We start from the raw sequence: 26,807 nt of genomic DNA, 5'->3' as shown, positions 1-26,807 counted from the left end.
GAAAACAATTGCCGCAACATGAAACACCCCTGTACAGCGGACTGAAAAAGCACGCGGACAGACAGCCTGTCCAATTCCACATTCCGGGCCATAAAAAAGGCGCGGGAATGGATCCGGAATTCAGACAATTTATCGGAGAAAACGCGTTAAGTATAGATTTAATTAATATCGAACCCCTGGATGATTTACATGCGCCAAAGGGCATCATTAAAGAAGCTCAGGATCTGGCCGCGGAAGCATTCGGCGCAGACCATACCTTTTTTTCCGTACAAGGGACGAGCGGCGCCATTATGACGATGGTCATGGCCGTATGCGGACCCGGAGATAAAATCATCATCCCGAGAAACGTTCATAAATCCATTATGTCGGCCATTGTATTTTCCGGAGCGGTGCCGATTTTTATACACCCGGAAATTGACGATGAGCTCGGAATTTCTCACGGCATTACGCTTGAGTCCGCAGAGCGGGCTTTGACGGAGCACCCTGACGCAAAAGGCCTGCTTGTCATAAATCCGACGTACTTCGGTGTGGCAGCGGACTTGAGCAGCATTGTAAAGCTCGCGCATTCTTTCAATGTGCCTGTGCTTGTCGATGAAGCGCACGGCGTTCATATTCATTTTCATGATAAGCTTCCTCTGTCCGCCATGCAGGCGGGCGCTGATATGGCAGCCACAAGCGTGCACAAATTGGGAGGCTCCCTGACGCAGAGCTCCATTTTAAATGTGAGAGAAGGTCTTGTTTCCAAAGAAAGAGTACAGTCGATTTTAAGCATGCTGACGACAACGTCAACATCCTATCTGCTTCTCGCTTCACTGGATGTCGCAAGAAAGCGCCTCGCTACAGAAGGCCGCGATCTTCTTGAAGATACGATTCTGCTGGCGGATCAGACACGGGAACGCCTCAATCAAATTGAAGGCATCCGCTGTGTCGGCGAAGAAATCACAGGGTCTAAAGCTGCATTCAGTTATGATCCGACTAAATTAATCATTTCGGTCAAAAACCTCGGCCTGACGGGCCATGACGTTGAAAAATGGCTCCGCGAATCATATAATATCGAAGTCGAGCTGTCCGATTTGTATAATATTTTATGTATTTTCACCCCCGGAGACAGAGCGGGAGATGCCGACCGTCTTGTAAGCGCGCTTACAGACATTTCAAAGCAGGCTTCCGACAATGACTATGCTCATCAGCAAACCGAAGTTCTGCTTCCTGAAATTCCTCTGTTAGCGATGACGCCAAGAGACGCGTTTTACGCAAATACGGAAGTCATTCCGTTAAAAGAATCCGCGGGACGGATCATCGCAGAGTTTGTCATGGTGTACCCGCCGGGAATTCCGATCTTTATTCCGGGTGAGATCATTACTGAAGAAAATATCAGCTACATTTTTAAAAACTTGGACGCCGGCCTTCCTGTGCAGGGTCCCGAAGATGCAACGCTTGAAATGATCAGAGTGATCAAAGAGCAAAAAGCCATCCAATAAACATAAAGAAGCCCGAAACGAAATCGTTTCGGGCCTTTTTACGCTTTTTACTCTTCTTCAAGATGACACTGGCATTGTCCGCAGCATGTTCCGTATAACGTCGTGACCTTCTCATCCTCAAAGTAATGAATCGCTTCGTTACAGTCTTGGCAAACAATTGTACCCATCTGTCATTCCCCATTTCTCAGAATTTGAAAACGCTTAATTTTTACTTGTTGTTATTATATTATTATGTCACATTTAATATGTCAACTGATAAATTGTATAACACATTTATTTTTTACGGTCTTTTTATAGCTCGAGGGTCAATCACAGTATATCCTTTATGACGCAATCCTTTTACAATGTCCGGCATGGCTTCTGCCGTCCATTTCCGGTCATGCATCAATATGTTGGCCCCGTCCCGCAGATAAGGACTGTTCAGTGTGATATCGGTAAGCGCTTTTTTGGATTGATATTTCTGATCCCAATCATACCCGAAGGTCCAGTTCATTTTCACCATACCTTCTTTTTTTATAAGTCTGTCACTGTAGTCCGTATTGCTTCCGAAAGGCGCCCTGAAAAATGCGGGTTTCTCTCCTATTACCTTTTCAACCGCTTTATTGACGCCAATGATTTCTTCCCGTTGTTTTTGTTCGGAAAGATCTTTTAAGTTTTGATGAGTCATTGTATGATTTCCGATCATAAAACCTAACTCATGAATATGCTTAAGCGCTTTCTTATTTTCATCTTTTTTCAAAAAATGTCCGTTCACAAAAAAGATCGCTGATGCATTGAGATCGTGCAGTTTGTCCGCAATCTCAGCGGCATGCTGATCAGGCGCGTCATCGATCGTTACCAATGCGATCGGTTTTTTCTCTTTCTGTTCATCCATTTTTTCCACAGAAAAACTTTTCGGATTGATATAGTAACGGGGCTCCGCCTTTTGTTTTTTCTGTTTTTCCTCTTTTGTATGATGGTTTTCCCGTTTGGCGTGATTGGCCGCGGCTTGAGAATGGGGTTTGTTTGTTTGCATCTTTTCGTTTGATTGGCAGCCGGCGAGTAAGCACATACATATGACGGCTGCAACGGCTTTATACATGACAATCCCTCCTGATATGGTTTTGCCCCCAGTATAACGAAAAAACAGCGCTCTCACGAAAAACAATGTGCCTTTTTTACACATCGGCTGCGCAAGTTGTCACACGTATTATTTCTTCATTAAAAACGGTTTCAATTATATAACAATTCAGTAACAAGCCTTAGGTTTTTCACCTCTCGTGATACACTTGATATAGTCCTTATAAATGGATGAACCAATATATTATATAAAACAGAGGAGTAAGATAGATGCGCTACCGTACGGTGATTCCCTTTTTTTTGATGCTGTTCGTTCTGTCAAGCTGTTCGGTTTCTACTGTCAGTCCATTCACAAAAAACCGGATCGACAGCATTCATCACACTCAAATCTTGTTTTTTTCCGATGAAAATCATATAGATAAAGAAGTGCCTTATTACGATGCGATCCTTGATTTAGAAAAGAAATATCCCCATCATGTTGATCAAATGAAGGTTTATGACAACAGAAAGGGATGGGAAGAGGAAATCAACACGTTCCCTGCGCTGATGGTGATCAATCATCGGCATGTGGTCATGAAGATTGAGGGATCCGTAAAGAAAAAAGAGGATATCATCAAACCTATGCAGCATGTGCTTGCACAATAAAAACAGCCCCCGCTTTTACAAACGGGGGCTGTTTCTTTGTTACATTATTATTTTACGATATGGATCGGGCTTCCGATTGCTACTTCGGCAGCTTCCATAGTGATTTCGCCCAATGTCGGGTGAGCGTGAATTGTCATTGCGATATCTTCAGCAGTCATTCCGCCTTCGATCGCCAGACTCAATTCAGAAATCATGTCAGAAGCGCTTGCGCCGGCAATTTGCGCACCGATTACAAGACCGTCTTCTTTACGAGTGATCAGCTTCATGAAGCCGTCAGTTTCGTTAAGAGACAGCGCACGTCCGTTCGCTGCAAACGGGAACTTAGCTGCAACGACTTCAATGCCTTCTTCTTTCGCCTGTGCTTCAGTGTAACCGACAGAAGCCAGTTCAGGCTCAGAGAATACAACCGCCGGAATACCGAGGTAATCGATTTCAGCCGGCTCTCCTGAAATAGCTTCCGCAGCGATTTTACCTTCGTAAGACGCTTTGTGAGCCAATGGAGGTCCGTCAATGATGTCACCGATTGCGTAAATGTTCGGTACGTTTGTGCGGCACTGCTTGTCTGTTTTAATGACACCGCGGTCAGTCATTTCGATACCGACTTGCTCAAGGCCGAGCTCATCAGTGTTCGGACGGCGTCCGACAGTGATTAATACGTAATCAGCATCAACCGTTTTTTCTTCGCCTTTTACTTCGAATGTAACTGTTACGCCGTCAGGTCTTTCCTCAACGCCTTTAGCCATGGCGCTTGTATGGATTTCAACGTTGCCTTTTTTCTTCAGTCTGCGGGTAACGAGAGAACTCATTTGTTTTTCGAAGCCAGGAAGAATTTCATCTCCGCCTTCTAAAATAACCAATTCAGTTCCGAAGTTCGCATACGCTGTTCCAAGCTCAGTACCGATATATCCGCCGCCGATAACAACGAGCTTTTTCGGAATTTCTTTAAGCGCAAGTGCGCCTGTAGAGTTCAGAACGCGTTCGCTATATTTGAAGTTTGGCAATTCGATAGGGCGAGAACCGGTAGCAATGATTGCGTTTTTAAATGTGTATGTTTGCGCAGAGTTCTCATCCATTACACGGACAGAGTTGCTGTCTACGAAATAAGCTTCCCCTTTTATAACGTCCACTTTATTTCCTTTTAAAAGACCTGCAACACCGCCGGTAAGCTTATTTACAACAGAAGCTTTCCATTCTTGGACTTTTGTAAAGTCAACCGTTACGTTCTCAGCAGTGATTCCCATGTCATCTGAATGTTTTGCATTCTCGTAACGATGGCCTGCATTGATGAGCGCTTTTGAAGGAATACAGCCGACGTTCAGACAAACGCCTCCAAGAGTTGCTTTTTCAACGACTGTTACTTTTTGTCCAAGCTGAGCAGCGCGGATGGCAGCTACATAGCCGCCGGGTCCCGCACCAATCACAAGAGTATCTGTTTCAATAGGGAAATCTCCTACTACCATAACATTACGCCTCCATTAAAATAAGTTGTGGATCGTTCAGTAAACGCTTGATGTGGTTTAACGCATTTTGTGCAGTTGCTCCGTCAATCATACGGTGGTCAAAGCTGAGAGAAAGAGCTAAGACAGGAGCAGCTACAATTTCACCGTCACGGACGATCGCTTTTTCAGCAATACGGCCGATACCGAGAATCGCAACCTCTGGGTGGTTGATAACCGGTGTGAACCATTGGCCTCCGGCAGAACCGATATTTGTGATCGTGCAAGAAGCGCCTTTCATTTCCGCAGGTGCAAGCTTGCCTTCACGCGCTTTTGTAGCAAGGCTGTTGATTTCATCAGAGATTTCGAAAACGGCTTTACGGTCGGCATTTTTCACTACCGGCACAAGCAGGCCTTTTTCGGTATCCGCTGCAATTCCGATGTTGAAGTAATGTTTTTGGATCACTTCATCTGTTTTATCATCAATAGATGTGTTTAAAACAGGGAATTTTTTCAAAGCGGATGTTAATGCTTTGACGACGTAAGGCAGATAAGTCAGCTTGATGCCTTGATCAGCAGCAACTTGTTTGAACTGTTTGCGGTGAGCAACAAGATTTGTTACGTCAACTTCATCCATAAGAGTTACGTGCGGTGCAGTATGCTTAGAGTTCACCATTGCTTTCGCGATCGCTTTACGGATACCGCTCATTTTTTCGCGTGTTTCAGGGAATTCGCCTTCAGGAGCCTGAGCCGCTGCAGGTTTAGCTGTTTCCTGAGGTGCAGCTGTTTCTTGCGGTGCCGCTTCTTGAGCCGCTCCTCCATTTGCAAAGCTGTCGATATCTTCTTTTACAACACGTCCGTTATTGCCTGAACCTGTTACTTTACGGATATCCACGCCTTTTTCACGGGCATATTTGCGTACGGAAGGCATCGCGATCACGCGTTTGTTCGGATCAGCTTCCGCTTGGTCCTGCTGTCCTGCGCCGGTTTCTTTTGCAGGCTCTTTAGGAGTCTCTTCTTTAGAGATATCCTGCCCTGCTTCAGCAGACGACTGAACTTGAGCTTCAGTTTTCGCATCTCCTGAATCATGGCTTCCTTTAAATTGAAGATCTTCGTAACCAGGTGCGTCAAACGTAATAATCGTTTGTCCAACAGTTGCAACTGTTCCCTCTTCAACTTTTAATTCTAATACTTTTCCTTTAACAGGTGAAGGAATTTCTACCACTGCTTTATCATTTTGCACTTCAGCCAGAACATCGTCTTCTTCTACCTCGTCGTTCGGCTTAACAAACCATTTTACGATTTCGCCTTCGTGGATACCTTCCCCGATATCCGGAAGTTTAAATTCAAATGCCACAGTTTTCGACCTCCTAGTTGATTAAGCAAATTTTAGTTATGCATACGCAAGCATTGAACCTAGTAAACAGACTCCTTCATAATAAGAGAAAAGGACTCTCTTTACCGTCTTTTATGATGCCTGATTAAAATTCAAGAACTTTTTTCGCAGTTTCAAGAACGTCTTTATGGTTTGGAAGCCATACGCTCTCAGCAAGCGAGAAAGGAAATACTGTATCAGGCGCCGCAACACGCAGAACCGGAGCTTCCAGGCTCAGAATCGCGCGGTCATTGATTTCAGCTACAACGTTGGCAGCGATGCCGGCTTGTTTTTGAGCTTCTTGCACGACAATTGCGCGGCCTGTTTTTTCAACAGAAGCAATAATCGTATCAATATCAAGCGGACTTACAGTGCGAAGGTCGATAACTTCAGCAGAAACGCCTTCTTTTTCAAGCTCCTCAGCAGCCTTAAGCGACTCATGAACCATCGCGCCGTATGTGATGATAGAAAGGTCAGTACCTTCGCGTTTCACATCAGCTTTGCCAAGCTCGATTGTGTATTCCTCCTCAGGAACTTCCTGACGGAAAGAACGGTAAAGTTTCATATGCTCTAAGAAAACAACCGGATCATTGTCTCTGATAGAGGCAATCAGCAGTCCTTTTGCATCGTAAGGAGTGGAAGGGATAACAACTTTAATACCCGGCTGCTGAGCGATAAGGCCTTCCAAACTGTCAGCGTGAAGTTCAGGTGTATGAACCCCTCCGCCGAATGGAGAACGGATTGTCACCGGAGAAGTCCAGCGTCCGCCGGAACGGTAGCGGAGACGAGCCATTTGTCCTGAGATTGAATCCATTACTTCATATACGAATCCGAAGAATTGGATTTCCATAACAGGACGGTAATCTTGCAGGCCTAAACCGAGAGCGAGACCGCCGATACCGGATTCAGCAAGCGGCGTGTCAAATACGCGGTCCTCACCGAATTCTTTTTGAAGGCCTTCAGTTGCACGGAATACGCCTCCGGCAACGCCTACATCTTCCCCGAAAAGCAGAACGTTTTCATTGTTTTTCAGTTCTGTGCGTAACGCATCAGTGATTGCTTGAATCATTGTCATTTGCGCCATGGCTTACTTCGACTCCTTCGCTTTGTAAATTTCAAGTTGTTCTTTCAAGTTGAACGTCGGCTCTTCAAACATATTCTCAATCAGCTCTGTTACTTTCGGTTTTGATTCGCCGTCAGCCTTTTTGATAGCTTGTTTGATTTCTTCTTTGGCCTGTTCAATCACTTTGTTCTCTTCTTCTTCAGACCATAGTCCTTTGTTTTCCAAGAACTTGCGGAAACGTACGAGCGGGTCTTTTTGCTCCCATTCATTTTCTATTTCTTTCGTACGATATTTAGTCGGATCGTCACCGGACATTGTATGAGGTCCGTAACGGAATGTAAGAGTTTCAATCAGAGTCGGACCTTCACCGTTAATTGCGCGCTGGCGTGCTTCTGCGGTTGCAGCATAAACGGCTAGTGCATCCATTCCGTCTACTTGAACACCTGTAATACCGACGGCAACTGCTTTTTGGGCAATTGTCTGTGCAGATGATTGCTTTTCTACAGGAGTTGAAATCGCATAGCGGTTATTCTGAACAACGAAGATCGCTGGCGCTTTAAATGCTCCGGCAAAGTTCATTCCTTCATAGAAGTCACCTTGAGAAGCTCCGCCGTCACCAGTGTAAGTAATAGCTACCGCTTTTTTACCGCGCTTTTTAAGCCCTAAAGCTACACCTGCGGTTTGAATAATTTGAGCACCAATAATAATTTGAGGTGATAAAGCATTTACTCCCTCAGGCATCTGATTACCTTTAAAATGGCCTCTTGAGAACAGGAATGCCTGATGTAAAGGAAGACCGTGCCAAATCAGCTGAGGAACGTCACGATAACCCGGAAGGATAAAATCGTCCTGTTCAAGCGCGAAGTGTGATGCAATTTGAGAAGCTTCCTGGCCCGCTGTCGGTGCATAGAAACCTAAACGTCCTTGACGGGAAAGAGAAATTGAACGCTGGTCTAAAATGCGGATATACACCATTCTTCTCATTAATTCCTTTAACTGATCATCTGAAAGATCAGGCATTGCGTCTTTATTTACGACTTCACCTTCAGCATTTAAAATTTGGAACGTTTCAAACTGCTTATGAATAGCATCAAATTGTTTTTTGCTATCAACAATTGAAGTTTTTGTCTTTGCAGCCATTTTTTAAACCACCTCTTCTTTTGATTTAACAGGGTTAGGATACCGTTTAGCCATCCGTATTAAAAACAGTCTTATCATGCTCTGCAATTCTAAAATTAATCATTCAGAAATTCACATAGCGCTTAAGCAAAGATAATGACGTTTAAACTGTACTAATAAAAAAAGATTTTTTATTAGTACAATATGATCAACAACCATAGTTTACAGTAATTAAACAAAGCCGTCAATCATTTATAACCTCATTTTGAAACCGCTTATAAAACTTAAGATCATATTGCGCCAAACTGTACTATAAAAGACTTTGAACTGTATTATAAAAATGCTCTACTGTACTATAATTAAAAAAAATTACAAAGAGTAAATTAAGTTATTTAACTTAGGGGCGGGCTTTGAAAAGATGCCGCGGGATAAAAACGGGCAGTTAGCAATCGTCCCGCCTGCCGAACAGACGGGACGATGCTTTTGTCTAATTATTCAATACCTGCCCACACGATATTCAGCGGCGTCAGCACGGCATGAGGATGAAACTCGGAAATCGGAGTGAAAAATACATACGTAAAATCTTCGGCTGGATCAGAAAACATGCCGCACCAACCCATTCCAAGATGTGAGAAGGTTCCTTCTGTCATGAAATAATGGTCACCGGCCGGCCACAAATTAATGCCTAAACCAAAGCCGCCTTCCTCTCTGGGCGCTCCGAAGAAGTAAAAAGGAAGACCGGGCTTTATTTGATTTCTCAGCATCGCCTCGACTGTTTTTCTTCCAAGCAGCTTCTTATCTTTCAATCTGCCTTTATTTCTAAACATTTCAGCTAACTTCCAAATATCTCGCAACGAAGAGTACAGACCGCTTGTCGCTTTATTCGGAAAATACGGGTGATGACTTTTTTCCAGCTGTACGCACTCGTGCTCATTGATCACACAAACTTCTTCTTTTAAAGCATCAGGCACATAAAAATACGTTCTTTCTAATCCTAGCGTTTCAATAATATGCTTTGTTACATACTGTTCGTAGGATACGCCTGTTACTTTTGAAATAATGATGCCAAGTATAACAAAACCGGTTCTGGAATAGTTCCACGCTTCATCCGCTCCGTACTCCAAAGGCGTACTGACGAGATAGTTTATCCATTCTTCCTCATTCGTTAAGTCAATGCCTTCAGCCTTTTGAATATCCAGCTCAAAACTTAGTCCCGCCGTATGAGTCAAAAGGTGCAAAATTTTAATTTCTTCGAAACCCGGTTTATCAAACGCAGGCAAAATGAGCTTGACCGGCATTTTCAGATCGAGCAAACCTTTTTCGACGAGCTGCATGACGGCTACAGCGGTAAACACTTTTGTCAAAGAACCGATTTCTCTGATTGTATCAAGCTGAAATGTTTGCTTTTCTTTTTGTCCGCCGGTAAATTCCCCTAACGACTCAGCTGCAAAAACCTCACCTCCTCTTGACATCATATAACTCGCACATTGCAGAACTCCATTGTCTATCATCGTCTGATAATGGCTGTTAAGAGCGTTAATTTGTTTCATATCAAATGCCGGATTGCTTATTGTTTGTTTCATTGTTTTCTCCCCCTGTACTGTATGTATCGTTTTCATCCTTTACTTACCGATTTCTTGATGAATTCTGACACCGCTTTATTAAATTCTTCCGGATGTGTGAGGTTCGGAAGATGCCCCGCTCCCTTAATTTTCTTTAATTCTGCATTGCTCAGCAGTTTCCGCAGCCTTTTTGTTTCTTTCTGATCAACTACGCTTTCCTTCTCACCTGTAAGGATAAGCGTTCTTGTATGAATGTCTTTTAAAAAGCCGATCGTAGAATAGCCTTCTTGTTGATGTATCTTCATAAAACGTTCAATAGAAGCATTTAAGAATTGATTACTGTATAAACTTTCATATTCATGCGATTTTCCTATAGCTATAAAATCATTTTTCAGTTTTTCCTCGACACTGCTTTCAGGGTCTTCTTCGTATTCGGTGTAACTTCCGGAAAGAATGAGTGTTTTTACTTTTTCAGGGTATTCATAGGCTATCCTCTGCCCTATCATGCCTCCCCAAGAAGCTGCCGCAATGTGGATCGGCCAAGCAACCCCTATCTCGTTCAGCACTTCGATAAAAGTCTGAGCCAGCCCGCTCAGTGTAAAATCGGCGCTCCCCTCACTCAGCCCGTAACCCGGTGTGTGTATGACAATGACATTAAATTGATCTGCCCATTCCTTCATTTGTTCTTTCCACATGTAAGCAGTGGTAGCAAAACCGCAAATCAGTAAAATTGTTTCGCCCTTACCGCTCATCAATATTTCCATATGCCGGGCATTTTCTGTGTTTGCCAGAAAATGAACGGTTTCCGTTTCTTCTGTCTGGTAAAAAGCGATGAGTTTTTTTGCGGCATCGCTTTGATCGTGCTGAAGGGCTCCTTTCTTCAGTCTGCTCCAATAATGCAAATAATCGTCGAGATGACGATTGGAAGCCGTGCCGAGTATTCGGAAAGGACTTTCAGCTTTTTCCGTAACGATTGACGAAGCATCAAAATCGGCTGCAAGCGCTGAATCTCTTACTAGAGGCGGTGCTGAACGGGCGGATAACGGCTTGAAATCGTTTTGTATTTTTTCTTTTTCTCCGTATAACACGATCAGCTGGTGGCCTTGGCCGAGAAGCGAGTGTTCAAACGCTTTGATTCCGGCAGTATTTTCCAATGGGTGAAGCCCGTACTCCATTTTCATAATATCTTGAATGCCGGGATCAACTGACATGCCTCCGTCTTTCCAGAAAGGCCAATTTACAGCGATGGTTTTTCCTGATCTTCCCCCCGCCTTTCTCATACATTCCCTCCACTCGGCAAAATGCTCCAGAAAACGATTGGCGTAGGCGTAATCGGCTTGACCCAGACTTCCGATTTCTGAGGAGATGGAAGAAAACAAAACAAAAAAGTCTAAAGGCATATCTCTGAGCGCTTCATCCAAATGAATCACACCATTGACCTTTGATTGCAGCACCGCTTGAGCTTCCGCGTCTGTTTTATTCATAATGAGAGAGTCTTTTAACACGCCTGCACTGTAAATGACCCCGTTGATTTCGGAATAATCAGCATGAATTTTTTCCGCTAACTTGATGACCTGCTGCTTATCTGACATGTCAGCCTGAATATAAGAAATGCTTGCCCCGTCATATCGGATGCTGTCTAATTTTTCTTCCATGTCTGCTGTCATTTTCGATCGTCCGGCAATGATAACGCTGGCTCTGTGATTTGCATAAAGAAACGCTGAAATAATCCAGCCGATGCCGCTTAACCCTCCGATGATGAGATACACCCCGTTTTTTGCAAACTTTGCGGCCTTTTGCCCTGGTTGCAGCGAAGCGTCTTTATATGCTGTCACCCACCTTTTTTGATCGCCGTCATATTTCACAGCCTGATGATGTCCGGCACTTAATTCATTGAGAAGCAAAGGTGCTTTTTCAATGGCTTGTCTTGAAGAAATCTCAACCGGTTTACACTTTATATTCGGCTGCTCCGCATTCAGCGTTTTAAAAAAGCCTCCAATCGCGGCGTAAACCGGATTTGTATATTGACCCTTGTCATGTACATACAGAATGTTGATGTTTTCTTTTACTTTTTGATGGATCAAAGCTTTGCTCAAATAAAGAATTGAATAAAAGCTGTGAGTCAGATCTAACGCTGCTTCAGTATAAGCTTTTTTTGACAGGTAATGAATGATTGACGACGAAAACGCTCCGGACTTTTTCATATCTTCTAACAGTCTGGTGTAATGAGCAGACTGCTCCGGATTAAATTTATAATGCTTTTCATTTACCATTTCATATTCATCGGCGGCTTCCGCATAAATAACATTTTCACTGCCGATGTACTTTCGGATTTCATCACTCAATGAACTGTCGAAATCGAAAATCAATGTATTTTCCTTAGGGACTTCTCCGGACTTTAATGGCGATTCTATCCATTCTTTTTGTAAATACAAAGATTCAAGCATCGGCTTTTCAGACGGCTCTTTCGTTTGCGTTTTTTCTTTAAAAGCTGCGGCCGGCGTATTACGCACATCATATTTTTCTTCTAAATAAGCCGCTAAATCATGAATATTGTTATAATCAAAAAGCAATGTCGGATACAATTGTGTATCCAATCTTTCCTCGAGAATTTTCGATATATGCAGCAGCTGTTTTGAGTCAAGACCCAGTTCGTAAAAAGATTGGTGTTTGTCCGCTTTATTTGGCGGTGTGTTTGTAACCTCTCCAATAATGGATGACAGCTCATCTGTTAATGTTTTATGACTTTCTTGGTGCAAAACTGTAACAGAGATAGAGTCTGTAATGTCGGCTCCGTATTTCTCCTGCAGATATTCCGTCAATTCACCGATTGTGGAGTAATCAAATAATAAAGTCGGGTACAGCTTTGTATCTAACATCAGTTCTAATTTTTTGGATAAGTCTAATAATTGTTTAGAATCCAAGCCCATCTCGTAAAAGGAAATATCATTCTTCACTGTTTCAGCAGGTTTTTCAATCATGCCGGCTATCTCTTGGATCAAATTATTTCTGATCATTTCTTTACTGTTCGTTGCGCTGCCGACCTCTTTAGCTTTTTGGGAATGCTCCAGCCTTTGTATTGATTTTTCATTTCTGACTCTTTTCACACCGAATCGCTCATAATAAAAAGCAAGCACCCCATCAGGTCTGTATACTTCTATGTCCGCATATAAAATGTCTTTAGAAGGCGGCTGCATTATACTGTTTTTATCAATATACACAAAACAAGACCCAGTTGTTTTATGCAGTGCCCGGAACGTCTCAATATATATAGGGATAAACGCATTTGTTCCTTCAGCTGGCAAGTCTGATGTAAGGATTCCCAACAAGCTGAGAGACCCATCCAAAAATGCGGGATGCATGTAAAAGTCATCTGTATATTCTTTTGAAAGTCCGCTTAAACTGACCTCTCCCAGAATATAATTTTCACCTTCATATACTGTACCTTCCAATTTCATAAAATCTTTATGAATCAGGCCGCCCCTGCGCAAATTACGATAGGCGGATTCAGCATCCGTAGTCCGGACGGCCCCTTTCTTTAATTCTTCGATTGAAATTGTCTTTTCGTTTATCGCATTTTTTCTTATGATTTCCGCCTGCAAGTTGACTGACGCTTCACCTTCCGCCTTTTCAGCGACCCATTTCCTGCTTGTTGTTTCAACAAGCCAGCCGTTTTCTTGTTCCGTAAACTGGAAGCTGACTTTTTTATCAAAATGGACTGACGTCGCAACAGGTTCACGGAATAAAACATGTTTGATTTCAAAACTTCGGGGCGATATCCCTTTCTCAGCTAAAAATCGTGTTATTAAATCCAGATACGTTACGCCGGGTATCGTACGCACTTGATGAAGGACATGGTCTGAAACAATATAATCGTCATGTTTGACTAATACGCTGAACCTCATGCAACTCGACAACCTTTCTTCTTTTACAAAGTAAAGAAACAGAGCAGGTGCTACTCTGTTTCATCAATAATTTCAAGAAGCCGTTTTTTATTTTGTTTGATTTGTTTTTTCCGATTTGAATCCGGCCAGTACTCTTTTCTGACAAACTCGGCAGGCGGCAGCGGAGTTCTGACGGAATGATATGAATCATCCAGGCCGCTTACCAAAAGGTGGGCGTTTGTTCCGCCAAAACCGAAAGCGCTGATGCCCGCCCTCCGTTTTCCATCCTTCCAGCTTCTCAGCTCTGTATTCGGATAAAAAGGCGACTTTTCAAATTCAAAGCGGGGATTTGGCGTTTCACAATTCAATGTAGGCGGAATTTCCTTATGCCATATTGATAAAATCACTTTAATGAAACTTGCCGCTCCGGCAGCGCTTAATAAGTGTCCGATATTGGTTTTTACACTTCCTACTCCGCAAAATTGCGTTTTGTTTGTGTCTCTTCGGAATACTTTTGTCAGAGCCTGAAGCTCAATCGGATCTCCAATCATCGTGCCTGTGCCGTGAGTTTCGACGTAGCTGACTGATCCGGGAGTGATATCGGCTTTTTCAAATGCATCTTGAATAACCTGCTCTTGAAGCTTAGGATTCGGGGTCGTAATTCCCATTGTCGCACCGTCGTTATTAATAGCTGATGCTTCAATGATACCGTATATCCGATCTCCGTCAGCTTTCGCTTTCTCCAGCGGTTTTAACAGAACAGCGCCAAAACCCTCTCCGGGTACAAAGCCGTTTGCCCTTTCATCAAAAGTAAAACACTGACCGTCCGGCGAAAGGGCTCCTCCTTCTGTTAACATCAGGTAAGGAATTTCATCCAAAAGCAGATCCGCCCCTCCTGCCAGCGCCATCTCTGAATCACCGTTTTTTATGCTTTGGCAGGCTAAATGAATGCTGACTAATGAAGAAGAACAAGCGGTATCAGAAACCATGCTTGGACCGTGAAAATTAAAGAAATGCGACACATGTGAAGCAATAAAGTTTTGACTAAGCCCGACGATGTGGCTGCTGCTTTCTTTCGGCAGTTTGTGACCGTAGCCGCCCATTCTGGAACCGACAAATACGCCGACTTTTTTTCCCGATAATTCCGTTTCTTCATAACCGGCATCCCGTACAGTCTGTACACTCGTTTCTAAGAAATGTCTTATCAGCGGGTCCGTTTGGATGGCTTTCTCCTCTTCCATGCGGAAATACTCCGGATCGAAGCTGCCGATTCCATTGATAAACCCTCCCCATTTGCTGATGCTTTTTCCCTTTTGCTGCACCGGAGAGTAATTTTCTTCTATATTCCACCGGGAATCAGGTACTTCTTTAATATGATTCTTCCCTTTTCTCAGATTGTCCCAAAATTCCTCTTTATCAGCCGCTCCAGGGAACTTACATCCGATTCCGATAACAGCTATCTTTGCAGAGGAAGCCATCTGCGGTTCTGTATTTCGGCTCGTCACAGACTGCATATCTTGCTGATTGCTGCTTTGAGAATCAGTCTGTTCGATTTGTTTTTTCAACGGCGGCGCCGTCTTACCGATATATTCCGCAAGACCATGAATCGTGTTGTGTTCAAGAAGCACAGTAGGGTCAATTTTTTTCTGAATCATTGCTTCTATACGATGTATAATGCTGACAAGAAGTATAGAATCCACACCGTATTCCTGAAAATCCGTATTTGGGTTAAGCTTTTCAAGGGGAATGCTCAATTCCTCGGCAAATACGGCAGAAAGTTCACTGACAAGCCCTTCTGAACGATCAAAAGTGTCGGGCGTCTCCTGTCTTCGGACTGGAACCGAAGCTCCGCCGGTTTTATTGATGTTCAGGAGACTGTCTGCATGAAACACTGTTCCTTTTTTCACGATAGGAATGATATTGGCCGATTTTCTCTCCAGTGCATGATACAAAATCGCCAGTCCTTCCCGTGTGGAAAGAGAGTCCAATCCCAATTCATCATATAAAGGACTCGTCACAGTACCCATTCCGACTTCTTTCCAGCTCGGCCAATTGATGGACGTGAAATACGTTCTCCCCTTTTGAAAATGATAAGCCGCAAAATAGTCCATATATGCGTTTGCAGACGCGTAATCAGTCATTCCTTTCGACAGTTTGGGTGACTGTGCAGCAATTGATGAAAATAGAATAAAGAAATCCAGCGGCCTATTATTAAAAATCCGCTCCAAATTCTGAAGTCCAGTGACTTTCGGCCCGTACACCGTCTTAAATTCACTCATTCTTTTATGAATAAAGGCCGGATTTCCGCCGCTGTGCAGTCCGGCACAGTGTATGACACCGCTTATATCTTTAAATTCAAGGCTTACTTGGTGAAAGAATGAACGCAGCTTCTCTTCATTTGTGAGAGAACCGCTGTAATACAGATAGTTGACACCTTTCTCTTCAAAACTTTGAAACAGTTTTATATTGCTGACTGTCTTTTCGTCCTGTCTGCCCTCTTTCAGCAAATGATCCCATTCACTTCGCAAAGGTAATGGACGCGTACCCGTCAGCACGAGTTTTTTCACTCCCCGTTTCACCAAATCTTCAGCTATTGCTTTGCCAATGCCCCCTGTCCCGCCGGTAATCACGATGGCTTTATCCGCAGGAAATGAAACAGGCTCGCCAGTATGGATTCTTTCTTCTTCAAAATACGGAACATATCTGACGCCGCTGCGGTAGCATACTTCATTCTCTCCGGTACATTGCGCCCTTTCATTCTCAAAGATTTGTTTCAGCTCATGCGTTTCTTTTTCTTTCATGCTGTCTATATCTATTGTTTTCACATGAACAAAGCCGTATTCCGCAGAAAGGGCTTTCAGAAAAGCCGCTGATTCTGCCCCCGTCAGCTTTGGTTTTTCCGCTTTAAATACCTGCAAGCCATTGGTGATTTGTAAAATGGATAATGGTGTTTCCTTTTTACTCCTCTTAATTATTTCTTGTATAAATAAGAATTTACCATATGGGATGCCGTTCTGATTTTCACTCTGGTTTCCGATATCTGAGAAATCAAATATATTTTCGACCTGCCGCTCACCGCCCGAGAAGATCTCACGGATAACGTCGTATGCGTGGTTTTCATCTAATAAAGAACACTCAAACATTTGATCAGAGTGTTTTATAAATGAAGAGTGATGTTTTATGACAATCAGATTCTCCTGATCTATATCCGAACAAATGGTGCGGGCAATTGATTCTGTGTCTTGATTTACAAATGCTACTGTCAGTCCGTACTCTTTTGTTTCGGATGGATTTACAAACGGATTCTCCCTCCATTTTTTTTGCAAGTAATGTTGAAAAGAATGCTGAGGGATCTCTGCCTTCTCAGTCCTGGACGGAACCCAATAACGTTCTTTCGCAAACGGATAAGTCGGAATTGAGATCCGTTTACCCGGCTGCTGTAAATGTTGATGAACGGATTTCCAGTCGATATCCGCCCCCCAAACCCATAATTGAGCCAGCTTTTCCGCTTCACCGTTCTCAATAATGGTCTTTACAAACAATTCACCTGCTCTGCCTTCCGTTAACGCCTTCATTTTTTCAGCAAATGCATCTGCTGATTGCTGATTAACATATACGCCTGGAACTTGCTTGTCACCGCGGCAAAACTCAAATAATTTATCTTTCATTTCTTTAAGAGAGGTACCGGTAATCGCTGCTCTGGCCTCCATCGCTTCTCTGCCCGATTGTGTAGTGTATGCCAGATCCCGTAAAACGACGCTTTCCGATTGGCCGGCTTCCATCACTTCATTCGGGAACATGTTTCTTATCGCTCCGGCATATTCCTTCAATAAGTATTCAGTAACCGCTTGAATGGAGGGGCAATCAGTTAATTCATACATCGTGAGTTCAATATGAAACATTTCGTTAATAAAATCCGCCATCCGGCTTAATTCCAAAGGCCCTACGCCAAATTCACTCAGGTGATCAGCAATATTAATTTCTTCCGGATGGATATGAAGCAATTCCGAAACAAACGGTTTGAGTACTTCATTCACCTTTTCTTTCATATCAGGCTGTTTATCCTTTACTTCAGAACTTAGTGAACGTTGGATAAAATCTCTCATGTTTTCGGCATACTCAAGAAGACGTTCATTGTCTTTGGCAGATAACAGGACAATATGCGGTTCATTCTCAACATGTTCTGTTGTGACGTTTGTTTCTTCATATTCTTCTATAATGATATGAACATTCGTTCCTCCCGCTCCGAATGAGCTGATCCCCGCTCTTCTCGGAACAGTTACTGTTTTTCCGTTTTCCTGCAGTTTCGGTTTCTTCCAGTCTTGCAATGACCGCTGTACATAAAAGGGAGATGCTTTAAAATCAATATTTGGATTCAACGTCTCCGCATGTATGGAAGGAAACAGTTTTTTCAGTTTCATTTGCAAAAGAACCTTTGTCAAACCGGCAATTCCCGCTGCGGCCTCAAGATGGCCGATATTTGATTTGACAGAACCGATTGAACAATATTGAGCGTGCTCCGTAAATTCCCGAAACGCTTTTGTTAACCCGGTGATCTCAATCGGGTCTCCCAGAGAAGTTCCCGTTCCGTGAGCTTCAATATAACTAATTGTACGAGGATCAATACAAGCTTTCTGAAGCGCGTCCTGTATCAGTTCAGACTGACCATTCGGATTAGGAACCGTAAAACCGTTTGTTCTCCCTCCGTGATTGACCGCTGTCGCTTTAATCAGCGCATAAATATGATCTCCGTCCCTTACCGCTTCCGCCGCCGGCTTTAAAAGTACGGATCCCACTCCTTCTCCCGGTACATAACCGTCACCGCCCTCGCCGAATGTACGGCATCGGCCATCACTTGCAAAGAAGCGGCTTTGATTTAATAATGTATATTTATTCGGATGAAGCGTAAGATTGACCCCGCCCGCAACAGCAAGTGTGCTTTCTCCTCTTCGTATACTTTCACAGGCTAAGTGAATGGCGTTAAGAGAGGATGAACACATTGTATCAACCGCCATACTCGGCCCCTTAAAGTTAAAGAAATATGATATTCTGTTTGCTATTGCAGAAAATGGAGACCCGACGGCCAGTTCATTTCCTTTAAGTGATTCTTCAACGCCGAAAAATTGATAGCTTCCATATGTGACGCCTGCAAAAACTCCGACCTTTTTGCGGGTCAGATCTGAAGGTTTATAACCCGCATCCTCTATGGTATTGTACACTGTCTCTAAATAGAGACGTTCCTGAGGATCAAGAAAAGCCGCTTCTTTCGGTGATATCCGGAAAAATAAAGGATCAAACCGATCTGGATTTTTCAGAAAACCTCCCCACTTATAGCAGCTTCCCTCCAGCATTTCCTTCCGGTCATCAGGAATTTCGCTTACGCAATCCTGTCCATTCATCAGCACATTTTGGAACTCCCTGATGTTTTCCGCACCCGGGTATCTGCCGCTGACACCGATAATGGCTATATCAGCAGAAAGGGGATCGGCCGCAATGTGCTCTTTTGAATCTTCTTCTTCAGAGCGTACCGGCGCTTTTGTTTCCACTGGTTTTCTTTTTTGCTTTTTTTGATCTGAGACAAGTTCAGGTGTGCCGGCCGGGTTCAGCAGTTTCATCATTCGTTCGCTGTGATGACTCAGGAAATATTCGGCTAACTGCGATATTGAATGATATTCAAAAAACAATGTTTTCGACAATCTGCCGATACTTTGCTCCAGCTTTTTGGTCAGACGCATGATCATCACTGAATCAATGCCGTATTTCTCCAGGTATTGTTTTTCATCTATGAGTGAGGCAGGTAATTTCAATTCTTCGGACATTATATTTTTCAGATAACTGATGATATTTTGTCTTAATTCATCGTTTTTCAAATCGGCATCTTCCTGCTGGTCTGAATGAAAGCTGATTATGCCGGCACGCTTCAGCACATCCTCAATCTTTTCTTTTCGGCCTTTCAGGGCAATCAGCTGTTCAGATGGTTGACACAAGCTGTTCTCCAGGGCCTGTATTCCGTCACCGTCATCTAACGGGTCAAGACCGAGTTCCTGTTTCATGTAGGATATTCCTTCATCGTCAATATTCATCCCGCCGGAAGTCCATAGCGGCCAATTGACTGACACTACCCTTCCGGCAGACTCTTTTGCCGTCATAACTGCTGCATACTGATCCAAACAGGCATTGGCGAAAGCATAGTCACATTGGCCGGCTGAGCCGAAGACTGCCGATGTGGATGAAAACAAGACAAGTAATTCAACTTTCATTTTTCTGATTTCTTCCGCCAGCCACAACGTGCCATAAACTTTCGAACCTGTGACTTGATCAATTTCTTCTTTTGTCTTTCTTAAGATAAAAGAGTCACGGAGTACGCCGGCACTGTGAAATACTCCATGTAAGGTGCCGAACTGCTCTTTTGCAAAAGCAAACATCCGTTCAGCATCACTTTGTTTTGAAACATCAGATCGGATATATTCAACTGTTGAACCTGAACTTCTTAAATATTCGATCTTTTTCTCCTGCTCTTCAGTTAAATCAGAGCGCCCCGTCAATATGAGATTCGCTTTCCATTTTTCCGACAGATGTTTTGCCAATATATAACCGAGACCGCCCAGGCCTCCTGTAATCAGATAATTCCCATGATGTTTCAGCGGCTGGGTTAAATCGAATGAGCCGGCTTTATTATAGCTTTTCGTAAAACGTCTGCCGTTTTCATAGCGCACTTCAAAATGGATATCCCGTTTTTCGTCACACTCTCTCTGATATATATCCGCTATTGCTGGAAGAGCGGCTCCCGCACCCTCTGATTGCGTGATATTGATAATCTGATAGTGAAAATTGGGATGTTCCTGGTGAACGGTTTTCACCAATCCGCCGAGAGCATGATGCAGCGGCAGTTGTTCTTTATTCTCAGTTTGAAAAATATGCGTCAGCTTTATTATCTTTTTCCATTTTAGTTCAATCAGCGCCTGTGTAATATACAGAAGAGAAAACAATCCGTTTTCCAATTGTTTCTGTATACCTCCCTTACTCATGTCAGCCTGAGAATCAGACCACAAGTGAAGAATCTTTTCGAGCAGCTGATAATGATCATGGATGTATCGGAACAGCTTTAGATAATCGTCTTTTTTCACGTGGTTCATACAAATCGTATCATCATGTAAAACAGCAAATTCTTTTCCGCGGATAACAAACAAGAGAGTACAGTCCTTAAACAAACCGCTCAATTCTTGTATTTGCCGTTCATTTTCTGCAAAAATCAGGAGCAACCCCGTCAAGGGTGCGCTCTTCTTATTCGGAATGAACGATTCTGTCCATTCCGGCTTGTAATAAAAAAGCGGATGGTTCGATGCCCGTGATTTTTGATTCTGAATGGATGTCACACGGGCATAGCCTTCGTCAGCCGATATCTGTCCTGATTGAATCAGATCAAGAATATCGCTGATTTGTTCACGTTTTCCGTTCATCATTCTTCCCCCATTAATTGTTTCAATACAGCCTTCTGATCAATATCATTGGTTTCCAATTGACGCAGGAGACGAATGAGTTCGTCGTCCGTCTGAACAGTGCCTTTTTTATGACCATATCTGAATCTCACATCTCTGCACTCTGCCAGAATGCTTCCGTTTTCATCTGTAAATGTCATACGACACGTTACATCACGGCTGTTCTGCCGGTTCTCTTTTTGAGTATAGACATAAAAATTTTGAGCGAGAGGCTGATAGACATCCGCCGCTCCCATTCCGATCAATTCCGGGAAGGTTTCTCCGCTGACAAAAAACGCACTGGCATGAATTGCGGACTCAAGCGCTTCAGGAGAGATCATAAAATTCTCTCTTTTTGCATAAAGCTCATCCGGCAATGAATGAAGCGACAGCATTCCGTCACTGTTTTTCGCTGATTCAATGACAAAAGGCGATTCAGCAGGATGTTCAGTCATTTCTGATTTGACTTCAGCAATATCAAGCGCTTCAGGAAGCATACCGCTTTCAGGCTTAACAATATGCGCATTTCCCTTGGCAAGACGTACTTTATTCTCACTTTTTGTGTTTGCATATATGTCAAATCGCGCAAAGCCGCGCTCAGGCGTCAGCGTAATCATCAGTTCCCGTATATCAGTCATTCCGTTCATGCTTTCGGTCCACAATAAATCAGTCAATGTATGAACTGGTTGTCCAAATGCCTCCGCTGCATTGACGATAGCCATTTCAGCCAAAGATGCATAAGGGAAAAAGGACACGTTTCCTTCAGATAGACTTAGTGCAAACGGATGATTACGGCTGATTTTTTTCGTGAAACTGAACTGATTAAAATCGGACGTGTTACTCCCCAAGAAAGGGTGACCCGGCTTACTCACATCCGCTGAAACAAGTGCGTCCCCTTTTTCCGCTATCCAATACCGCTGTTTGATCAGCGGTTGTCCCGGAATAGAAATCCTGCGAGCATTCCGATTCACCTCAAAAGTCTCCCAATCTATCTTTCTTCCATTTACCCATTTGGATGCTGCTTCGGCGTAATCTGAACAAACGTGAGGCATTTCATTGTGAACTTCTGATTCGAATGTATTACCGGTATGGCTCAAGCTGCTTTTTTCACCCCTGATATAAGCTGAGAGCTCTTCAGCAATGACCTGCCCGGAATCTGCCACTATCGCCAGCCGTTCTTCCATATGATCGCGTCCCGTCTGAAGTGTATAGGCAATATCCTGAAGACGCAGTTTATGATTGTTATCCTTCGATTCATTTTCTGATAGAAAATCAGCCATAACCTTCGCATATTTTATCAGCCGTTGTTTGTCTTGAGCCGATAAAACAAAGATCACTCGGCCGCTTTGATGATCAAAAGCGTTTGGCGGCTCATACGCTTCCAATATAAGATGCGCGTTTGTCCCTCCTGCTCCAAAAGCGCTTACCCCGGCTCTCAAAGGATGAACAGCATTGCTGTTTTGCGGAATATTCCATTCAGCCGCTTTCCGCTGCACTTGAAAAGGAACCTGCTCAAAATCTATAAACGGATTAACAATATCGGAATGCAGAGAAGGAACAAGCTGCTTATTCTTCATTTGGAGAAGCACTTTCGTTACCGCAGCGATTCCTGCCGCAGATTCTAAATGTCCGATATTTGATTTCACCGAACCGATGGCGCAAGGATGATTCAGTTGATAGGAATCTTTCAGTCCTTGAATTTCAATCGGATCGCCTAATGACGTACCCGTTCCATGCGCTTCAATATAATTGACGGTATTCGGATCAATGTCAGCTTTACGAAGCGCTTCTGAAATGACCTCCGCCTGCGCATCCGGATTCGGTATGGAATACCCGCTCGTCTTTCCTCCGTGATTAACGGCGCTTCCCTTAATCACACCGTATATTTGATCTTGATCTTCTATTGCTTTTTTCAATGGTTTTAACAATACGGCTCCGACTCCCTCACCGGGAACATAACCGCTTCCGTCTTTTCCAAAACTCCGGCATCTGCCGTCACTTGATAGAAACTGTCCCATGCTGAGGAACTTATATTTATTCGGATGTATTGACAAATTCACTCCGCCGGCTAATGCCATATCGCTCTCTCCGCAATGTATGCTTTGGCATGCATAATGAATAGAGGTCAGTGATGAAGAGCACATTGTATCCAGAGCCAAACTCGGACCTTTTAAATGAAAATAATAAGACACCCGATTGGCAATTGAAGAATAGACGGATGCCGGCGAGAAAGCCACTCCATTTTCTTCTCCTTCAAATAGTTGATATTGGCCCCACATTGCACCGACAAATACACCGACTTTGATCTTTTCCAGCATGTTTCTCGGGTACCCTGAGTCTTCAAAACAATTTTTGGCCGTTTCTAAAAAGAGCCTTTCCTGGGGATCCATAAGTTCTGCTTCCCTTGGGGAAATATGAAAGAAAAGCGGATCAAATTGATCGGCTCCGCTGATAAAACCTCCCCACTTGCTGTAAGACTTCCCTTTCATATCTCTGTCTTCGCTGAAGAAATCATCCATATTCCAGCGGTCAGGCGGGATTTCTGTAATACAATCTTTTCCGTTCTTTAAATTCTCCCAAAATTCAGGTAAGTCTTCAGCCATCGGATACTTCCCGCTTAATCCGATAATGGCAATGTCCTCATGCCTTGTATCAGCTGTTTCATTTATTTGGATCTCACGGCTTTCATCCTCCATGAAGGTATCTTGAAGTGCAGATTTCAATTTTTCTTTGTCACCTTCAAACACGATCAGCTGTGATGCGTTCAGAGAGAGTGAATCTTGAAAAGCTTTGATCCCATTGGTTTTACTAAGAGGAACCATACCGATTTTTTGTTTCATCCATTTTTCAGTTTGTTTATCCACTTTCATGCCGCCGTCTTCCCATAGCGGCCAGCCGATGGCTACTGAGACGCCGGAGCGTTCTTTTTTCCGCCTCATTCCTTCACGCCACTCAGCGAAAAGATCGATGAACCGGTTGGCCAATGCGTAATCCGTCTGTCCGATATTCCCGTACATCGAGGTGCTTGATGAAAACATCACAAAGAAGTCCAAAGGTTCGGTTTGCAGCAAGCTGTCCAATAAGACCGCCCCATTTATTTTCGGAGCGATCACTTCCTGGATTTCATCTTTTGATTTTTGAATCAATAAAGCGTCGTGCGTCACACCGGCACTGTGTATCACACCGTTGATTTCTCCGAATTGCCTTTTAATGGTTTTTATGATTCGCTCTGCATCGCGGCTATCTGAAAAATCACCTCTTATATATTGAACCGAAGAACCGCCTGCTTTCATTCGGCTGATTTTGTTCTTTTTGTCTTCCGTAAGTTCAGAACGGCCCGCTAAAATAATATTGGCTTTCGTTTGGGCTGCGATATGTTCTGCAAATATAAAGCCTAAGCCGCCGGCCCCTCCTGTAATCATGTATACTCCGTTTTCTTTAAAGGAGAAACCTGAGTTTTGAACCGGTTCCGCTTCCCGTAAGGCACGGACCCAGCGCACATTTCCTTCATAATAAAGATCGGTTTCTCCCGGATGCGCTTCAGTTGATTCGCATCTGATGATTTCAGCTGTGAGATCCGGCAACGATGACTTGTCTGAAACTGATATCCCGATTGTCTTAAGGACCAGTTTCGGGTTCTCAAGCAAAATAGACTGCCCTGCGCCATGGACTGAAGCGTAAAGCGGCTGATCATTTTTATGGTCCGCCGGATAAAGGAAAAGCGATACAACCTTTTTTTCCGCCTTGCTGCGCATCAATGCCCGGCTGAAAAAGAATAGCGGGTAAGCCCCTTTAGAAAGCTGTTCATTTATTTTTTCCGGGCCGGCAAATGACCCTTCCGGCCACCCGTAAACCACGGTGTCGGGCATTTGCCCCCTTTTTTTCAGATCAGCTGCAAGCCTGTCAAAGTGAGCTTCCTCCCTGTGATCTATCTCATAAACACCGTCTCCGTGATAGGAGAAACGATTCCCTGATAAAACGAGAATGATCTGTGTATTTCCGAATCCATTTTCAGCATTTTCCCGCATAAAATGAAAAAGCTCTCTGTCATATTGAAACAGCAGGTATGTTCTTTTCTTTTTATTTCCGCAATGCGGGTCCCAAGCGGCAGCCTTTTGTCTCCAATGCGGCGTTAAATAGGTCAGAGCCGTATGATTCTCTCCATGATGAAGAGGGAGGTCTTTTTCAACGGAAGTTTTTTCGCCGCTCTCTGCAAAATAGTTTGCAAGTTTTTGAATCGTCGGATACTCAAACAATAAAGTAGGGTACAGTTCCCTGCCTGTTTTCTCTTCCAATGCCTTTACGGCTTGCATAAGTGTTACGGAATCGAGGCCTTGTTCATAAAAACCTTTTACGACAGAGAGTGTTTCAGGGGCAGTCCCTTTGATATCTGCGATCAGCTGCTGAATGTCTCCTTCTGTTATAAGAGCGGAAAGATTTTCGTTCTTACTTTCTTTCATGTCAGGCTTTTCAGCCGGTTGATTTTGCGTTAAGAAATAACTGGACATTTTTTGATTTTCTTTAATATACGCGGCGAGTTCCCGGATCGTTTTCTGCTCAAACAGGAGTGTAGGATACAGCTGTTCCCCTGTTTTGTTTTCAAGTTCTTTGACAATGGCAAGCAAAGAAGCTGAATCCAGGCCCTGTTCATAAAAACCAATGTCTGTCCTTATGTCACGCAGATCTATATTTGAAACCCCGGATATTAATTCTTTAAGATGTGTCTCGATGCTTTCGCTTCGATTTATGATTGAATCTTTTCTGATCAGGCTGTCTTTTGGCTGAGAAGCCGCTTCAGTTTCCAAACGAGTCTGCTTCAGGTTTTCAATTAAATCTTTTGAGCGAATATGTTTCACAGACAGCCGCGTAAAATAAGCGATCATCTCCCCGTGTGCATCGTACAAACCGTAACTTACTTGGATGACATCCCCTGCTGAATCATGATTTTGGTCTTGCTTCTCTATGTACACATAACACCTGTCTTCCAGGCGCTTCGTCATACGGAAAGATTCAATATGAATGGGAATATACGTTTTCATCCGGCTTGCCGGAGATCCTTGTGTAAAATATTCGGGACATGCCTGATAAAGGATCGATATGATGGTAGACGCGTCAAGAAAAGTGGGATGCAATTGAAAATAGCCGGTATATTGATTGGCAATTTGGCTGAGCGTCAACTCTGCAAGTACAGAATGGTCAGACGCATAAACCTTCCCCAGACTCTTCATAAATTCAAAATGCTCTATATCAACCTTTTTTAAATAGTCATAACATATCTCCATATCAGCTTCACGGGCGGAGGCATGTTTAATTTCATCAATATTGATTGAACTCATGCTTTCCGGGATTTTCGGCATGAGCCTGCAGTTCATATTCTCATCCCAGCTTTCATCCAGAATGCGGTCATCTTTTACCTTTCTGCTCTTCGCCTGAATTTCCCATCCCTGTTCCAATCCCTGAAAACGGATGCGGATTTCTCTGTCAAAGGTATCCGATGTTGCTACAGGTTCCAAATACAAAATATTCTGACACTCGAGTTCTTCAATAGGCAAACCTTTGCTCAGCGCCATACGGTATATCATATCTAAAAATGTGACACCGGGTATAATCCGGGTGCCATGCACCCGGTGATCCCTGACAATATAGTCCGTATGTTTAATTGTTAATGTGAACTGATAGTTTTGATTACTGGCCACCTGTCTCAT

Annotated in this window: 12 protein-coding genes; 2 read left to right on the top strand and 10 right to left on the bottom strand. The window is 43.5% G+C overall.

Features of this window, described 5'->3' with window-relative positions; genetic code table 11:
- Nucleotides 1–8: 8 nt before the first annotated feature.
- Entirely contained in the window at nt 9–1,481 is a 1,473-nt protein-coding gene (locus G4O42_RS07380) for an aminotransferase class I/II-fold pyridoxal phosphate-dependent enzyme (RefSeq protein WP_032874787.1), read from the top strand.
- A gap of 47 nt (nt 1,482–1,528) precedes the next feature.
- Here G4O42_RS07380 and G4O42_RS07375 read toward each other — a convergent pair whose 3' ends face one another.
- A complete protein-coding gene (locus tag G4O42_RS07375) occupies nt 1,529–1,648 on the bottom strand; it encodes a GapA-binding peptide SR1P (protein WP_003154518.1) in 120 nt (39 codons plus the stop codon).
- 113 nt (nt 1,649–1,761) lie between these two features.
- A complete protein-coding gene (locus tag G4O42_RS07370) occupies nt 1,762–2,562 on the bottom strand; it encodes a polysaccharide deacetylase family protein (RefSeq protein ID WP_032874785.1) in 801 nt (266 codons plus the stop codon).
- Nucleotides 2,563–2,810: 248 nt separating this feature from the next.
- Here G4O42_RS07370 and G4O42_RS07365 point away from each other — a divergent pair, with 248 nt between their 5' ends.
- Nucleotides 2,811–3,185, top strand: a complete 375-nt coding sequence (locus G4O42_RS07365) for a hypothetical protein (protein WP_007409664.1) — start codon at nt 2,811–2,813, stop codon at nt 3,183–3,185.
- A 47-nt stretch (nt 3,186–3,232) separates the two neighbouring features.
- On the opposite strand, the gene lpdA is transcribed toward G4O42_RS07365, so the two are convergent.
- From lpdA to G4O42_RS07325, 8 genes are all read right to left on the bottom strand, one after another.
- A complete protein-coding gene (gene lpdA / locus G4O42_RS07360; protein ID WP_007409663.1) occupies nt 3,233–4,645 on the bottom strand; it encodes a dihydrolipoyl dehydrogenase in 1,413 nt (470 codons plus the stop codon).
- Between the two features lie 4 nt (nt 4,646–4,649).
- A complete protein-coding gene (gene pdhC / locus G4O42_RS07355) occupies nt 4,650–5,978 on the bottom strand; it encodes a pyruvate dehydrogenase complex dihydrolipoyllysine-residue acetyltransferase (RefSeq protein ID WP_007611173.1) in 1,329 nt (442 codons plus the stop codon).
- A gap of 124 nt (nt 5,979–6,102) precedes the next feature.
- Nucleotides 6,103–7,080, bottom strand: a complete 978-nt coding sequence (pdhB, locus tag G4O42_RS07350) for a pyruvate dehydrogenase complex E1 component subunit beta (protein ID WP_003154528.1) — start codon at nt 7,078–7,080, stop codon at nt 6,103–6,105.
- Between the two features lie 3 nt (nt 7,081–7,083).
- Nucleotides 7,084–8,199 (bottom strand): pyruvate dehydrogenase (acetyl-transferring) E1 component subunit alpha, encoded by a 1,116-nt coding sequence (pdhA, locus tag G4O42_RS07345; protein WP_007611171.1) that lies wholly within the window; start codon nt 8,197–8,199, stop codon nt 7,084–7,086.
- A 470-nt stretch (nt 8,200–8,669) separates the two neighbouring features.
- Nucleotides 8,670–9,761 (bottom strand): serine hydrolase domain-containing protein, encoded by a 1,092-nt coding sequence (locus tag G4O42_RS07340; RefSeq protein ID WP_032874783.1) that lies wholly within the window; start codon nt 9,759–9,761, stop codon nt 8,670–8,672.
- 32 nt (nt 9,762–9,793) lie between these two features.
- Nucleotides 9,794–13,645, bottom strand: coding sequence for an alpha/beta fold hydrolase (locus G4O42_RS07335; RefSeq protein ID WP_032874781.1), 3,852 nt, complete (start codon nt 13,643–13,645; stop codon nt 9,794–9,796).
- Nucleotides 13,646–13,695: 50 nt separating this feature from the next.
- Nucleotides 13,696–21,084, bottom strand: a complete 7,389-nt coding sequence (locus G4O42_RS07330; protein WP_032874779.1) for a type I polyketide synthase — start codon at nt 21,082–21,084, stop codon at nt 13,696–13,698.
- Nucleotides 21,084–26,798: a type I polyketide synthase gene (locus G4O42_RS07325; RefSeq protein WP_032874777.1), complete on the bottom strand. Its 5,715-nt coding sequence runs from the start codon at nt 26,796–26,798 to the stop codon at nt 21,084–21,086. The genes G4O42_RS07330 and G4O42_RS07325 overlap by 1 nt, the downstream gene beginning before the upstream one ends.
- Between the last annotated feature and the right edge of the window lie 9 nt (nt 26,799–26,807).

The organism is Bacillus sp. LUNF1 (assembly GCF_011008975.1).
GTDB lineage: Bacteria > Bacillota > Bacilli > Bacillales > Bacillaceae > Bacillus > Bacillus velezensis.
Note: the sequence above shows the minus strand (reverse complement) of the source record. Positions and strands in the feature narration are given on the sequence as shown.

Bases quoted from the DNA above. Each gene is read 5' to 3' on its own strand.
- G4O42_RS07365 (WP_007409664.1), top strand. From the start codon at position 2,811: ATGCGCTACCGTACGGTGATTCCCTTTTTTTTGATGCTGTTCGTTCTG.
- pdhA (WP_007611171.1), bottom strand. From the start codon at position 8,199: ATGGCTGCAAAGACAAAAACTTCAATTGTTGATAGCAAAAAACAATTT.
- pdhB (WP_003154528.1), bottom strand. From the start codon at position 7,080: ATGGCGCAAATGACAATGATTCAAGCAATCACTGATGCGTTACGCACA.
- G4O42_RS07330 (WP_032874779.1), bottom strand. From the start codon at position 21,084: ATGAACGGAAAACGTGAACAAATCAGCGATATTCTTGATCTGATTCAA.
- G4O42_RS07335 (WP_032874781.1), bottom strand. From the start codon at position 13,645: ATGAGGTTCAGCGTATTAGTCAAACATGACGATTATATTGTTTCAGAC.
- G4O42_RS07340 (WP_032874783.1), bottom strand. From the start codon at position 9,761: ATGAAACAAACAATAAGCAATCCGGCATTTGATATGAAACAAATTAAC.
- lpdA (WP_007409663.1), bottom strand. From the start codon at position 4,645: ATGGTAGTAGGAGATTTCCCTATTGAAACAGATACTCTTGTGATTGGT.
- G4O42_RS07375 (WP_003154518.1), bottom strand. From the start codon at position 1,648: ATGGGTACAATTGTTTGCCAAGACTGTAACGAAGCGATTCATTACTTT.
- G4O42_RS07370 (WP_032874785.1), bottom strand. From the start codon at position 2,562: ATGTATAAAGCCGTTGCAGCCGTCATATGTATGTGCTTACTCGCCGGC.